Source organism: Streptomyces sp. SID13031, assembly GCF_010548305.1.
Taxonomy (GTDB): domain Bacteria; phylum Actinomycetota; class Actinomycetes; order Propionibacteriales; family Kribbellaceae; genus Kribbella.
On record NZ_JAAGLV010000026.1, the window covers coordinates 102,930 to 116,737 of the forward strand.

13 protein-coding genes and 1 pseudogene are annotated in these 13,808 nt (G+C 68.2%); 7 read left to right on the forward strand and 7 right to left on the reverse strand.

Annotation, left to right across the window (positions count from 1 at the left end):
- Positions 1 to 70 precede the first annotated feature (70 nt).
- Positions 71 to 481: a DUF2000 domain-containing protein gene (locus tag G3I17_RS36135; RefSeq protein WP_164603260.1), complete on the forward strand. Its 411-nt coding sequence runs from the start codon at positions 71 to 73 to the stop codon at positions 479 to 481.
- Positions 482 to 519: 38 nt separating this feature from the next.
- On the opposite strand, the gene G3I17_RS36140 is transcribed toward G3I17_RS36135, so the two are convergent.
- Positions 520 to 1,485: an asparaginase gene (locus G3I17_RS36140; protein WP_164603262.1), complete on the reverse strand. Its 966-nt coding sequence runs from the start codon at positions 1,483 to 1,485 to the stop codon at positions 520 to 522.
- A 35-nt stretch (positions 1,486 to 1,520) separates the two neighbouring features.
- Between G3I17_RS36140 and pcaD the strand changes: the two genes are divergently transcribed.
- The 5 genes from pcaD to G3I17_RS36165 all read left to right on the forward strand — a co-directional run bounded on the left by pcaD (position 1,521) and on the right by G3I17_RS36165 (position 6,299).
- Positions 1,521 to 2,279: a 3-oxoadipate enol-lactonase gene (pcaD, locus tag G3I17_RS36145; protein ID WP_164603264.1), complete on the forward strand. Its 759-nt coding sequence runs from the start codon at positions 1,521 to 1,523 to the stop codon at positions 2,277 to 2,279.
- 52 nt (positions 2,280 to 2,331) lie between these two features.
- Positions 2,332 to 3,024 (forward strand): hypothetical protein, encoded by a 693-nt coding sequence (locus G3I17_RS36150; protein ID WP_164603266.1) that lies wholly within the window; start codon positions 2,332 to 2,334, stop codon positions 3,022 to 3,024.
- A 15-nt stretch (positions 3,025 to 3,039) separates the two neighbouring features.
- Positions 3,040 to 3,453 (forward strand): P-loop NTPase fold protein, encoded by a 414-nt coding sequence (locus G3I17_RS36155; RefSeq protein ID WP_164603268.1) that lies wholly within the window; start codon positions 3,040 to 3,042, stop codon positions 3,451 to 3,453.
- Positions 3,450 to 4,211 carry a hypothetical protein gene (locus G3I17_RS36160; RefSeq protein WP_164603270.1) on the forward strand — a complete coding sequence of 254 codons (762 nt, stop codon included), beginning with the start codon at positions 3,450 to 3,452 and terminating at the stop codon, positions 4,209 to 4,211. The genes G3I17_RS36155 and G3I17_RS36160 overlap by 4 nt, the downstream gene beginning before the upstream one ends.
- A 156-nt stretch (positions 4,212 to 4,367) precedes the next feature.
- Complete coding sequence (locus tag G3I17_RS36165; protein ID WP_164603278.1) at positions 4,368 to 6,299, forward strand: TIGR03960 family B12-binding radical SAM protein; 1,932 nt, start codon at positions 4,368 to 4,370, stop codon at positions 6,297 to 6,299.
- 11 nt (positions 6,300 to 6,310) lie between these two features.
- On the opposite strand, the gene G3I17_RS36170 is transcribed toward G3I17_RS36165, so the two are convergent.
- The 5 genes and pseudogenes from G3I17_RS36170 to G3I17_RS36190 form a co-directional block, all read right to left on the reverse strand.
- Positions 6,311 to 6,760, reverse strand: a complete 450-nt coding sequence (locus tag G3I17_RS36170; RefSeq protein ID WP_164603280.1) for a sel1 repeat family protein — start codon at positions 6,758 to 6,760, stop codon at positions 6,311 to 6,313.
- A gap of 131 nt (positions 6,761 to 6,891) precedes the next feature.
- Positions 6,892 to 7,287 (reverse strand): HAD-IA family hydrolase, encoded by a 396-nt coding sequence (locus tag G3I17_RS36175; protein ID WP_164603282.1) that lies wholly within the window; start codon positions 7,285 to 7,287, stop codon positions 6,892 to 6,894.
- A pseudogene (locus G3I17_RS41385) lies at positions 7,248 to 7,985 on the reverse strand (tyrosine-protein phosphatase); the annotation flags it as partial. The gene G3I17_RS36175 and the pseudogene G3I17_RS41385, both read right to left, overlap by 40 nt.
- Positions 7,946 to 9,274, reverse strand: a complete 1,329-nt coding sequence (locus G3I17_RS36185; protein ID WP_164603286.1) for a M28 family metallopeptidase — start codon at positions 9,272 to 9,274, stop codon at positions 7,946 to 7,948. The pseudogene G3I17_RS41385 and the gene G3I17_RS36185, both read right to left, overlap by 40 nt.
- A gap of 291 nt (positions 9,275 to 9,565) precedes the next feature.
- Positions 9,566 to 11,731, reverse strand: coding sequence for a M43 family zinc metalloprotease (locus G3I17_RS36190; RefSeq protein ID WP_203591236.1), 2,166 nt, complete (start codon positions 11,729 to 11,731; stop codon positions 9,566 to 9,568).
- Between the two features lie 274 nt (positions 11,732 to 12,005).
- Between G3I17_RS36190 and G3I17_RS36195 the strand changes: the two genes are divergently transcribed.
- Positions 12,006 to 12,551 carry a hypothetical protein gene (locus G3I17_RS36195; RefSeq protein ID WP_164603288.1) on the forward strand — a complete coding sequence of 182 codons (546 nt, stop codon included), beginning with the start codon at positions 12,006 to 12,008 and terminating at the stop codon, positions 12,549 to 12,551.
- On the opposite strand, the gene G3I17_RS36200 is transcribed toward G3I17_RS36195, so the two are convergent.
- Positions 12,548 to 13,531 carry a GNAT family N-acetyltransferase gene (locus G3I17_RS36200; protein WP_203591237.1) on the reverse strand — a complete coding sequence of 328 codons (984 nt, stop codon included), beginning with the start codon at positions 13,529 to 13,531 and terminating at the stop codon, positions 12,548 to 12,550. The genes G3I17_RS36195 and G3I17_RS36200 overlap by 4 nt on opposite strands.
- Positions 13,532 to 13,808 lie beyond the last annotated feature (277 nt).

Below are 13,808 nucleotides of genomic sequence, written 5' to 3' on the forward strand. Positions count from 1 at the left end.
TTTGCCAGATCTACCGAACAAAGTTCGGCGACCCCAGCAGAGACCCGTGTAAACGGCTAGCTTCCTCACCATGCTGGCGAACAAGATAGTAGTGATCATTGATGCGGACGCCCCCGTCGGAGTTGCCCTCAATGCGGCGGTCCTGAGCGGGATCAGCCTCGGCTCCCACCTACCCGACCTGACCGGCGACGACGCCCCCGACGCCTCTGCCCAGCTCCATCCGGGGGTCAGCGCTCACCCTGTGCCGGTCCTGAAGGCCGACCCGACCCGGCTGAGCGAACTCCACGCCGCAGCCGCCGCCCACCCCGACCTCGACGTCCACGACATCAACCAGGTGGCCCGGACGTCCCGCAGTTACGACCAGTACCTCGCGACGATGAGTGGTACCAAGGCGGAGGACCTCGAATACACCGCGCTGGCCATCCACGGCCCCCGCCGCGCGGTCGACTCCCTGACGGGCGCCCTCGCCCTGTACCGATAGCGGCTTGTAGTGCCGCTACCGGGATTGCCTGAGAGCCGTCAGATTGTTGGCCGGATCTCGCCGACGGGCTTTCCGCCGCCGAGGATGGGCAGGTTGATCAAGGTGGCGGCGGGGGAGACGTCGAGGCCGCACTTCTGCAGCAGGGTGAGGGCGAGTGCTGTGGTCGCCCGCGGGCTGCCGTCGATGACCTTGACCGCTACCGCGTGACCGTCCACTGTTGCCATCGCGATCACGCCTTCGGCGCCGCCCTTGGCGATCACGCCGGGGAGCAGGCGCATGACCTCGCTGTTCTGATGGCCCTTGCCACCAACGAGTTCCGGGTACTTCCGCATCGCGGCGGCCACCTGGCTGTCAGCAGTATCGGCTGCTGCCGTCGCGAGGTGGCTGAAGGCACGGGCAAGGCCGGACAGTGGCATCCCGAGCAGGGGAGCGCCGCAGCCGTCGACGGTGACGATCCCGGTCGAGGACTCCGTCAGGCGCTCGATCTCCGCCGCGATCGTCCGCTGGACGGTCGAGAGCGGGGAGAGGTAGCCGGTGGGGTCGTCGCCTTGAGCAACAGTTGCCTTGAGCATTGCGGCATGCTTGCCCGAGCAGTTCATCCGGACCTTCTCCGGCTCGATGCCTTCGGCAATCAATTGGAACCGGGTCGCCTCATCCTCCGGCCGATCAGGCGGACACCCCAGGGCGTCGCGCCCAAGCCCGGCGGCGGCCAGCAAGCGGTCCACCAGAGCGACATGCCGATCCTCACCGGTGTGACTTCCGGCCCCGATCGCGGTCTCCTCGCCATCAAGCTCCGCCCCGGCGACGATGCACCCCACGGCCTGCAACGGCTTGGCAGTCGACCGCGGCAGTACTACCGCGTTCACGTCCCCAGCCGCGAAGAGCTGCTTCCCGTCCGGATCGAGTGCCACCGCCAGCCCGAAGTGCCGGCTCTCCACGAACCCGTTCCGCACCACCTCGGCCAGCTCGACCACATTTCCCAACCCAGGGACACCGTTGATCATGCGCCGACGCTAGCAACGTTCGTATGGTGGGCTTCATGCGACTCAACTACGAGACGACCGGCCCCGACGACGCGCCCGTGCTACTGCTCGGCTCATCCCTCGGTACTACGCACGCGATGTGGGCGCCGCAACTCGAAGTACTGTCCAAGCGCTTCCGGGTGATCGCCTTCGACCACCGCGGCCACGGCGACTCCGAGGCACCCGACGGCCCGTACGCGATCGAGGACTTCGGCGGCGACGTGATCGAGCTCCTCAATGAGTTGCTGATCGAGCGGGCGTCGTATGTAGGCATCTCCCTGGGCGGCGCAGTCGGCCTCTGGCTGGCCGAGAACGCCCCAGACCGCTTCCACCGCTTCGCGCTCCTCTGCCCACCGGCGTACCCAGCCGCAGGGGCCCAAACGTGGACCGACCGAGCCGCCCAAGTCCGCTCCGAAGGCACCAAGGCAATCGTGGAGCCCACGCTGACCCGATGGTTCCTCCCCGAGTACGCCGCTGCGCACGCCGCAGAAGTCGACGCCATCCGCCAGCAACTACTGGCAACCTCCCCCGAGGGCTACGCCTCCAGCTGCGAAGCCCTAGGAGCCATGGACCTCCGCCCCGCCCTCGCAGACATCACCGCCCCCGTCCTCCTGATCACCACCGACTCAGACGCCTCAGTCCCACCCGAAACAGTCATCCCCCTGGCCACCCAAATCCCCGGCGCCCACCTGGAGATCATCGAGGCCGCCGCCCACCTGGTCACCTACTCCCACCCCGCCCAGATCAACCAACTACTCCTCACCCACTTGACCTGACCACTGTCCGTAGCCGTCACCCAGCCACTACCCTGCAGGCGGGGAGGAGTGAATGGCTGCAGGAGAACGGACGCTGCTGCTGGTTCAGGAGCGCGAGGTCGAGCTGATTCTGGGCGATCTCTTCGAGAGCGACGCAGACTTCTTAGTGGTGCCCTGTGGTCCCGACGGTCGTATGTCGCCGGCGTTCAAGCAGGGGCTTGCCGAACTCGGGATCCTGTCGCCGGCAGAGGTCTTCGAGCCCGGGGAGATCAAGCTCGCCGGCCAGCGTACGGACAGTGAGCAGGGCATCTGGCTGGCAGCGGTCGTCACGTCGCCCGAGGCCGCGGAGCGAGCCGTTTGGAAGGCTGCGCAGTCCGTCGGCGAGCAGGTCACGAATGGTGGATCGGCCGCTTTCCCGCTGCTCGGCTCTGGAGCCATCGATCATCTGTCGCCGGTCGACTCGCTGACAGCAATCGCAGCCGGCTACGGCAAGCACCCGGGGGCCCTCCGCATCCACGTCCTCGACCCAGCCATCTACAACCGCCTGATCGAATTCGCTACCCCGCCACACATCTCCTCGTCCGGCTCGGTCAGCGCACAGCTTGGTTCCATCACAGCCTCCGCCGAGGGACGTGTGACGCCTGCTCGGGAGGAGTTGGTTCCTACTCATACCGATGGGCCTGCGTACGTCGATGAGTTGGGGCGGGAGGGGTTTGCGCGGGTGTTGGCCCGGCGGATTCGGGATGCTCGGATGGAAGAGGGGTAAAACAGCAAGCGGGCGGTGGATTCGCGGGCGCCGCGGGGTGGGGCGTTCATCGTGCATCTGCATGCGCCTTGGGGTGCGGGGAAGACCTCCGTGCTCAACTTTCTGGCCGCCGAGTTGCGCAAGTCGGATGAGGCGACGGGGGAGAAGCGGTCCGTTGTCGTCGAGTTCAACGCGTGGCGGCACCAGCGGATCGAGCCGCCGTGGTGGTGGTTGATGACAGCGCTGTACTCGGGTGCGGTGCGCGACTTGGAGACCTTCGACCGGTCGCGGGCGATCAAGCTCCGGTTGCACGAGTGGTACTGGCGGTCCAAGGGCGGCTGGCCGGGGTATCTCGCGCTGATCGCCGTTGCCGTCATCGTCGGGCTCGCGTGGCGGGACGGCTGGTTCGGTGGGACCGGCAATCGCGATCTGTTCTCCCCAGACACGTGATCGCCGCGGATCGCGACTGGCTCGCGGACAGCTACGCCAAGGAGTACGACGGATTCGCCGGCGCGGCCGGTGATGCCGGGCGGCCCGTCGGCTACCTCTTCCTGGAGAAGACGTTCCAGATCTCCACCGGGCTACCCCGGGCCGGGAAGCAACTGGAGGCTTTCTGGGGTCGCATTCTCCGATCGGCGAATGTGCCGGACGCGAAGGCATTGGAGCAGGCCCGTACCGATGCCAGGCGTGATCTGGCCGGGAAGGACAGCGGCCAGGCGCGCGCGGAGGTGCTCGCGAACCCCGGCAGCACTGTTGCCGATCAGCAGGCGCGGCTGGAGGCGGTTGCGGTCGAGATGGTCAGTGAACGCGCCCAGCAACGCAACAAGCACACGCTCGAACCGTTCCGAGCGCTGCTCGGTCGCGATCCGAACCCGCGCGCGATGAAACGCCTCGTCAACGCCTACGGCATCGCCCGCGGCATCGAGACCCTGCAAGGCCTGAACCTCGAGGAGGACGAGGGCAACGAGCAGCAAACCGCCCTCTGGACCATCCTCATCCTCCGCTGGCCCAAACTGGCCGGCCACCTGTCTCGCTACCCCGAACACCTCGACCACCTGGGCACGACAACGGACCTGCCTCCCGCCGTACCGGCCGATCTAGACCCGCTCTTCACCGACCCCGATCTCCTCCAGGTGGTCCACGGCGATGCCGAGGGCATCACAGCCGCCCTGACCCCCGACTTCCTCCGCGGAACCACCCTGCGCTGAGCCTCCTCGGCTGTACGCTTCGCCCGCCGACCAGACGGGCCGGCGGGGGAGGGAACACGACCCATCGCTGACCACGCTCCCGCCGCGATGCGGGAGCTACCCAGCACCGGCGTTAGGCTAGTGGCGGCAAGGGTGCGTCGAGTGGGAAGTTCTGTGATGACTGTTGAATCGTTGTTCCCGCGGCTGGAAGCGCTGCTGCCGACTGTGCAGAAGCCGATCCAGTATGTGGGCGGTGAGCTCAACTCGGTCAGCAAGGACTGGGACTCGGTGAGCGTGCGCTGGGCGCTGATGTATCCGGACGCCTACGAGGTCGGCCTGCCCAACCAGGGCGTCCAGATCCTGTACGAGGTGCTGAACGAGCGTGAGCACACGCTCGCGGAGCGTACGTACTCGGTCTGGCCCGACATGGAGAAGGTGATGCGGGACCACGAGATCCCGCAGTTCACCCTCGACAGCCACCGGCCGGTGCGCGCCTTCGACGTCTTCGGGCTCTCGTTCTCCACCGAGCTCGGCTACACCAACATGCTGACCGCGCTCGACCTGGCCGGCATCCCGCTGTACGCCGTGGATCGCACCGACGAGGACCCGATCGTGCTGGCCGGCGGGCACGCCGCGTTCAACCCCGAGCCGATCGCGGACTTCATCGACGCCGCGGTGCTCGGTGACGGCGAGGAGATCGTGCTCGCGATCTCCGACGTGATCCGGGAGTGGAAGGACGAGGGCAGCCCGGGCGGCCGCGACGAGGTGCTGCACCGGCTCGCCTCCACCGGCGGCGTCTACATCCCCAAGTTCTTCACCGTCGACTACCTCGACGACGGCCGGATCAAGCGGATCGCACCGAACCGCCCCGGCGTCCCCTTCAGGACCGCCAAGCACACCGTGATGGACCTGGACGCCTGGCCGTACCCGAAGAAGCCGCTGGTACCACTCGCCGAGACCGTGCACGAGCGGTTCTCCGTCGAGATCTTCCGTGGCTGCACCCGTGGCTGCCGGTTCTGCCAGGCCGGGATGATCACCCGCCCGGTCCGCGAGCGCAGCATCACCACGATCGGCGACATGGTCGAGAACGGGCTGAAGAAGACCGGCTTCGAGGAGGTCGGCCTGCTCAGCCTCTCGTCGGCCGACCACAGCGAGATCGCCGAGGTCGCGAAGGGTCTCGGCGACCGGTACGAGGGCAGCAACGTCTCGCTGTCGTTGCCCTCGACAAGGGTCGACGCGTTCAACATCACGCTGGCCAACGAGTTCTCCCGCAACGGCCGGCGCAGTGGTCTGACGTTCGCCCCCGAGGGCGGCTCGGACCGGCTGCGCAAGGTGATCAACAAGATGGTCAGCGAGGACGACCTGATCCGTACCGTCGGCGCGGCGTACAGCCACGGCTGGCGGCAGGTGAAGCTGTACTTCATGTGCGGGCTGCCGACCGAGACCGACGAGGACGTGCTGGCGATCGCCGCGCTGGCCAAGCGCGTGATCCAGACCGGCCGCGAGGTGTCCGGCCGCAACGACATCCGTTGCACGGTGTCGATCGGCGGGTTCGTGCCGAAGCCGCACACGCCGTTCCAGTGGGCCGCGCAGCTCGGGGTCGAGGAGACCGACGCCCGGCTGGCCAAGCTGAACGCGGCGATCCGCTCGGACAAGAAGTACGCGAAGGCGATCGGCTTCCGGTACCACGACGGCAAGCCGGGCATCATCGAGGGACTGCTGTCCCGCGGCGACCGCCGGGTCGGCCGGATCATCGAGCAGGTCTGGCGCGACGGCGGCCGCTTCGACGGCTGGAGCGAGCACTTCTCGTACGACCGCTGGATCGCCGCCACGGAGAAGGCACTGGCCGGCGAGCCGGTCGACCTCGCCTGGTACACGACGCGTGAACGCGAGTACGCCGAAGTGCTGCCGTGGGACCACCTGGACTCCGGGCTGGACCGCGACTGGCTGTGGGAGGACTGGCAGGACGCGCTCGAGGTGGACGGCGCGATCGAGGTCGAGGACTGCCGCTGGACGCCGTGTTTCGACTGTGGCGTCTGTCCGCAGATGAACACCGAGATCCAGATCGGCCCCACCGGCAAGAAGTTGCTACCGCTGTCCGTGCTCTGAGCAGGCTGGTCTCACAGTGGGGTGGTGCCGTCGAGGTTGAGGGCGGCGCCGCGGCGGAAGAGGCGCTTGGCGAAGAAGTGACCGTTCTCCGCTGCCATCCGGAACCACGGCTCGCAGGCCGCGAGACCGTCGCGGTCCTCGATCAGCCGGCCCATCTCCCACATCGACTCGACGTCTCCGGCATCGATTGCAGTCAGCAGCAACCGCTCGGCCTTGTCAGTGTCGCCGTCGATCTTGGCGAGCAGCGCCAGCGTCCGCAGCGCGCGTGGATCGCCCGCGTCGGCGGCGGCCTGCGCCTCTTCGATCGAGCCGAACTTCTGCCGTCGCCGGAGCCAGCCGAGAACGGTCGCCAGCAGCGCCACCGCCCAGAACGCCCAGCCGACCCAGACCATCGTCTGGTTGTCCGTGATCAGCCCGGTAATGCTGAACCCGGCCGCGGCCAGAAACAGTAATAAAGCCATCGCAGGTTCCTCTCCCCAGCCCGCGCCGCCCCCCAGCGGTCCTACTTCTGTTCAACGTAACCGACGTGCGGGGCCAATGCCCTGGGCCACCGCGCGCCGAAACCTCGCCGTCGGCCGGTCAAACGCAGGGTTCAAACGGTCGAAACCGCCAGCATCGCCTCGCTGAGTGGCAGCTCGGAAGCGCTCCTCAGGACCAGGTCAGCGGCGGTCAGCGAGTCGGTCGGCACGTACGGGTTGGGGATCGCGATGGTCGCCATCCCCGCCGCCGCGGCTGCCGCGACGCCATGGGGTGTGTCCTCGACCGCGGCGGTCGCAGTACCGGGGAGTCCTAGGCGTTCCAAGGCGAGTAGGTAGATCGCCGGGTCCGGCTTGTGGCCGGCGACCTCGTCGCCCGTCGCGATGACGTCGAAGAGGCCGAAGGCGCCGACTCGCTGAAGGTGGCCGACAACCCAGGGACGACCGCCTCGATCGGCGATTCCACCAACCGCGTCGCCAGCCGATGAAGCTCCAGCGGCGTCAACCCACACTGCGTCAGATAGGCGCGCACCCCGCCGTACTGCGTATCGACGTACTCCAGAGAATCCAGGATCGTCTCGGGCAGCGTCCGTGACAGCACGAGAGCCGCCGCCCGTTCGTCGACCGGCAGCGCGGCGATCCGCGCGAGAACCCCCAACCGCTGCTCACTGATCGCGTAGTCGGTGGCGATCTCCTCCCGCGGTACGCCGACCAGGTCGAGCAGCAACGCGACCAGCAACCCGGTGCGATCCTTGCCCGACTTGCAATGCACGACGACCGGCTGACCCTGCGGCGCCTCCGCAAGAGTCCGCAACGCCTGCCCGATCTGGCCCTGGTTCCGATCGAGGCTGCCGCGATAGATGTCGGCCAGCAACGGCTCGTCCGCCGGCACGCGGTCCTTCTCGCGTACCGGGTCGATCCAGGGGATCCGCCGGTACGCCGCTACGCCATCGAGCGGGTGTGGTTGCTTCATCTCCCAGTCGGAGCGCAGGTCGAGCACCAAGCCGGCCCCGACCCCGGTCAACGCCGTCAGCCCCACGGAGTCGAGCTTGTCGAGGGAGTCGGTCCGGATCACCGTCCCGCCCCGGGTGACCCCACCATGCCGGGTCGGGAATCCGCCCAGGTCGCGAGTATTCAGGCAACCGTTCCAGTCCAGGTCCGTCACCCTGGCTAGCTTATGACGCCTCCCAACGACTCGAAATCGTGCCACCGGCCGCCGTCCCAATACAGGTGATGCAGCGCCGCATCGGTGCCCACGACGAAGATGTCGAGCCGGTCAGGTCCCCAAGACACCACTGAGCCGGCCGGTCGGGGCACCTCCGGGGCAGCCGCCAGCCCGAGCCAGCCCGCCAGAGCGGCGGCGTTCATCCGCAGGATCTCGCTCGCCAACGCCCAGTCGAGGAATTCGAGCTTGTCGTTGGCCGAGTGGATGTGCCCGTTCGCGCTGTCGGCGCTTTCGATCGTCAGCACCGCCGGCACCCCGGCGTTGATGAACGGCACATGATCGCTGGCGAAGGGATTCAGCGATGTCTCGACCTTCAACCCCGTGTACGTCGCGGCCGCCGCGGCAAGGTCGCCGATCTGCCCGGACGACACCGCCGCGCCCTCCAACAGCACCGTCGGCACAGCCGTGTTCTTCGACGCGATCATGTCCATGTTGAGCACCGCGCGAATCCGCGCCCGCTCGGCCGCCGGCAGCGCGGCGACGTACTGCTTGCTCCCGAACAACCCCTCCTCCTCGCCACCGAAGAGGATCAGCCGTACGTCGTGCTCCCACGTCCGTCCGGCGATCAGCCGCCCGAGCTCCAGTACTCCGGCCGACCCGCTCGCGTTGTCGTCAGCGCCGGGCGAACTACCCCCGACACCACCCGCGAGGTTGATCGAATCAAGATGCGCCGTGATGACCACCAGCCCGCGAGTCCCCGTGCCGTTGCCGGGCCGATCGCCGATCAGGTTCTCCGAGTGCCCCGCCCCGACGGTGATCGGCATCCGCGTGACGTTGTAGCCGAGGGCAACCATCCGGGCCGCCGCGAAGTCCACCGCGGTGGTGAACGAAGCGCTGAGCGAGTGCCTGGTCGGCAGACTCGCCAGCCAGGTCAGATCAGCCTGGTAGGACATCGGCGTCAGCTCACCGAGCAGCGCGGCCACCGATGGGTCCACCCGCCGGGCCGCTCGCGCCGGGACGTCGACGACCGTAGTACCGGCCTTCAGCACCTCGACCCGCCAGCAATGGTTGGAGCGCCGCCGGGGCTTGTCGGCGGCCGAGATCACCAGATGGCGACCGTGGTCGAGCAACGGCGTGACGTCGGGGTACTCGTCCTGGAAGGTGCGGCCGACCTGCGTCACGAGCACCAGCCCGGGCGCAGTACGCGATGCCCGGCCGAGTTTCTGGTCGGCGGGTCCCCACAGGATCGTCTTGTCGCCGAAGCGCGCCGACTTGGCGCCGTCGGCGGCATCCACAGTCGGCACCACGAGGTATCGAACAGGCGAACCGGTCATCTCACTCCCTCCAAACGATCTCCAGCCGATCGGGCGCCACTGCCACGATCGACCCGCTCGACGCCGGACCGCGGCTGACCTGACCAGACGGTGCCCAGCGCCCGGCCGCGCGTCCTTCCGGAGCGTCGCCCCGGCCGATCGCCCAGTCGGTGAAGCTGCCGTCGGCATGGAACTCCACCCCCCGCCGGCCACGGGCCGGCGGGAAGGCGAAGTCGTCGCGGCGGTAGACGGTGGCCCCGTCGTGGTCCTCCTCGAAGGAGTGCGTCCACCGCCCGACCAGCTGCGTGGTGTTCAGTTCAGCACCGCCTCGGCGGTGCCGTTCGGCATCGGCAACTGGTCCGGCGCCGGCTGGTCCAGCTTGAAATCGCTGATCACCCCGCCGAGCGCCTCGTACCCGGTGACGGACGGTCCCCAGGCGGTCCCGTCCCACCACTTGTGATACATCCCGCCGTCGGTGCCGACCACGAACACGTCAAGCCGGTCAGCGCCCCACGAGGTCACCCGCGGCTCCTCGGTGCAGATCCCACCGAGCGACTCGAAACCGGACCAGGACGTGCCGTCCCACCACTGGTGGTACAGCGCCGAGTCGGTCCCGAGCACGAAGACGTCCAGCCGGTTCGCGGCCCACGAGACGACGGTCGGGGCGCTCGTGCAGATGCCGCCGAGTGACTCGAAGCCGGACCACGAGGTGCCGTCCCACCACTGGTGGTACAGGGCGGAGTCGGTCCCGATGACGAACAGATCGAGCCGGTTCGGGCCCCAGGCGACGGCGGTCGGGGGACTGGCGCAGACGCCGCCGAGCGACTCGAATCCGCCCCAGGCCGTGCCGTCCCACCACTTGTGGTAGACCGCGTTGTCCGTACCGAGGACGAAGACGTCCAATCGATCAGGGCCCCAGGCAACCACTTCGGGTGGGCTCATGCAGGTGCCGCCGAGGTACTCGAAGTCGTTCCACACGGCCCCGTCCCACCACTTGTGGTAGAGCGCGCGATCGGTCCCGAGGACGAACACATCGAGCCGGTTCTCGGCCCAGGTCGCCACTCGCGGCGGGCTCATGCAGACGCCACCGAGCGCTTCGTAGCCGGTGTCCGACGGTCCCCAGGCGCTTCCGTCCCACCACTTGTGATAGAGCCCGTGGTCGGTTCCGAGGACGAACGCGTCGAGCCGGTTCGGCCCCCAGGACGCGACTTCAGGAGCACTCATGCACACACCACCCAGGTATTCGTAGCCACTGACAGACGGTCCCCAGGCCGCTCCGTCCCACCATTTGTGGTACGTCGCGCGGTCGGTCCCGAGCACGAACGCGTCGATCCGGTTCTCGTCCCACGACACCACCGGACCGGCCGGCGTCGGCAGCGCAGTACCGGGTCCCGAGCCCTGGTTGAGGTCCGTGCGGACAGTGTCCAGGCAGGCCTCCATCCGGGCCACCTGGTCGTTGGTGAACATCACCATGCCGCGGTCGTCGGTGTAGTCCATGTAGTTCACGAACAGGTCGCCGTTCGGCCCGTTGCTGCAGGACAGCTTCGGGAACGTCGGTACGCCGAAGTTGGGCCCGCCCGCGTTGGGCGTGTCCGCGACCTCGTCGCTGCCGCTGCAGCCGGAGCCGTCGTCACCCCAGATGTGGAACAGGTTCAGGTAGTGCCCGATCTCGTGCGTCGTGGTCCGGCCGAGATCGAACGGCGCCGCCGCGGTCCCGTTGGTACCGAAGCCGCTGTGCAGGATGACGACGCCGTCGGTCTCCGCCGGGCCGCCGGGGAACTGCGCGTACCCGAGCAGGCCGCCACCGAGCTGACCTACCCAGATGTTCAGGTACCGGTCGGCCGGCCACGGGTCGATCCCGCCCGTCGCCGACGACTTGATCGCGTCGTCCGTACTGAACCCCGTACTCGTCGTCTGGGTCCGGGTGACGCCCGTCGTCGGGTTGCCGCCCGGGTCCGTCGTCGCCAGCCGGAACTCGATCCGCGAGTCGGCGACCAGCCCGGTGAACGGCGCGGGCACGATCCCGACGTCGGAGTTGGTCGCACGGAAGTCCTGGTTCAGGACCTCGATCTGGCTGTCGATCTGGCTCTGCGAGATGTTCTGCGCGGCCGTCTTCCAGACGACGTGGACCACCACGTCGATGTGCGCGACACCGCTGAACCGCTGCTGGTTCGCGACGTACTGCGTGGTCGCGTTCTCCAGGTAGGACCGCGCAGCGACGTACTCCGCCGAGGTCGACAGCAGCCGTCGGTGCACATCCATCACGCCACACTGGCGCCTGCTCGGTGGCTGCAGGTCGCGGCCCATGTCCGCGCTGCCGCCACCACCGCTCATCCCGGGCACCGATCCGCCGCCGCCCGTCATACCCGGCATTCCGTTCACCGACGGACTCGCGCCGGCCGGCATCGCTCCACCGGGCATCTGATCCCCGGCGCCCCGTTCGTTCTTGTCCGCTCTCCCGTTGGCCTTCCTCGGCATTTCTCCCCCTTGCACAGGCGAGGGCGATGAAGAAGGACGGAACCAGGCACCACGCAGTACAGGCTCCGGACCGAAACGCTGTCCTAGATCCCCCAGACCCCACGCACCGGCCGAAGGCGGCATTCGCCGCCTTCCCCTACCGAACAGGCTGCCCCCAAGACGCTGCTCTCTTTCAGAGTCCTCCCGTCACCGCTGGTGCACAAGACCATGGGCCTCGGTAGTCAATTTCACCGATTCCTTCGTACACGTTGGAGAATGGCGTGAGGAGGGGTGAATGAGACGAGAGTTGTCCGTACCGTTCGAGGTCCGCGGTGAGCGCGGGCTGATCAACATCCGCGTGCTGGCCAACGACGACCCCTGGGCGTCGGGGCATCAACTGGTCGTACCGGGCCTGGACGCGGAGGAGTTCCGCGGCTTCCCGATCTGTACTGCGACGCTTCGCTACCACGGGCAGGGCATCAACGCGATCATGGGCTGGGTCCAGGTGGTCACCCGGTCGTTCGACGGTGACGTCTCTGTGGACACGTTGCCATTCCTCGCCGACGCAGGCCCGCTGTACGCCTACGGATTCCTGCCGACCTTCTTCGACGCACCCGCGAACCCGGGTCATCCCGACGGCGTCTGGCGCGCGGACACCTTCCTGGTGATCGCGCCGGACGTGATCCACACCCGCGCGCTCGAACCGATCGCCGCCTTCACCTGGGGCTACCGCATCACCGGCGGGTACGCCGATCCGCTGGACCCGGCCCGTCGCGCGACCGACTGGGCCGACCACCGCGCAGTACTGACCAAGCGCTACCCGGATTGGACGTACCTCTAGAGCTCCAGCTCCCAGTCGGTGCGCTGGGCCACCGGCCGAAAGCCGAGGTGGACGTTGACGGCGATCATCGGGGTGTTGGTCGTGGCGTTCCAGGTGTGCAGGACGGCCGGGCGGTCGAGCTCTGCCTGCAAGGAGCAGAAGTTGGGCACCTTCACCGCGAGCCCGAGCCGCCGCCCACGATGCTCGGGCCGGACGAACGTGTCCCACTGGTAGAGCCGCTCGGGGTTGCCGGTACCGCCACCCGTCTGCGTGTACGCCGCCAGCTGACCGTGTGGGTCGATGGCGACGGTGGTGTGGCAGAAGCGACCTTGTTTGAGCCTGCGTGCCTCCGCCTCGCGGAGCCGCTCCGGCGTCCACCGGGCCGGTTCGTGGTCGAGCTCTCCCATCGGCACGTCGACGGACATCGCGCTCAGCGCGTCGGCGAACTGCTCGACCCATCGGTCGGGGGTGTGCTCGCGCCACTGCACGATCTCGTACCCGGCGACCGGCTGATCCAGCTCGGCCAGCCGTTCTTCCGACAGCGGCAACTCGAGCACCTGATGCAGCTCGACCAGCTTGCGGACGAACCCGTGCGAGGCGGCGAACGCAGTACCGGCACTCTCTCCCGTCTCGGCGTCGCCCAGGATCGTGCTGCTGAGCAGCCGGCGGCCGTCCTGTTTCGCGCGCTCGACGACGGCTTCGAGCAGGCGACTGCCCACGCCCGTACGCCGGTACGGCGCGGCAACCGCGAGCTCGACCTCGACGAGATGCGTGTTCTCCAGCAACCACCAGTCAAGCCAGGCGATCCCCAGCCAGTCATCCCCATCGACCAGCCCCAGCCCGTTGGCGCGCAGATCGGAATGCTCGCCGGCCATCAAGACCCGAGCCTCCTCCAACCCGAGCCCGCTCGGGAACTCCTCTTCCCGCCGCACCTCGTCCCGCAGCTTGAAGAACCGCTCGAAAACCCCGCTGTCACGCCCATCCACCGCCACGATTTCCACCCGGCGACTCTAGGCGGAATACCTCCACCCCACCTCCCGTTTTCCACCCACCAACCACCCACCACCCACCACCCACCGCCCACCGCCCACCGCCCACCGCCCGCCGCCCGCCGCCCGCCGCCCGCCGCCCGCCGCCCGCCGCCCGCCGCCCGCCCTCTGCGCGAAAGCATCTCCTCATGGTCGAATCCGAGGTGAACCGCACGAAGGAACGGCTCGCCTACTTCGCGCAGGTCGCAGACCTTCGACTCGGCGAGACCTACGTCGATTGGGCACCGCG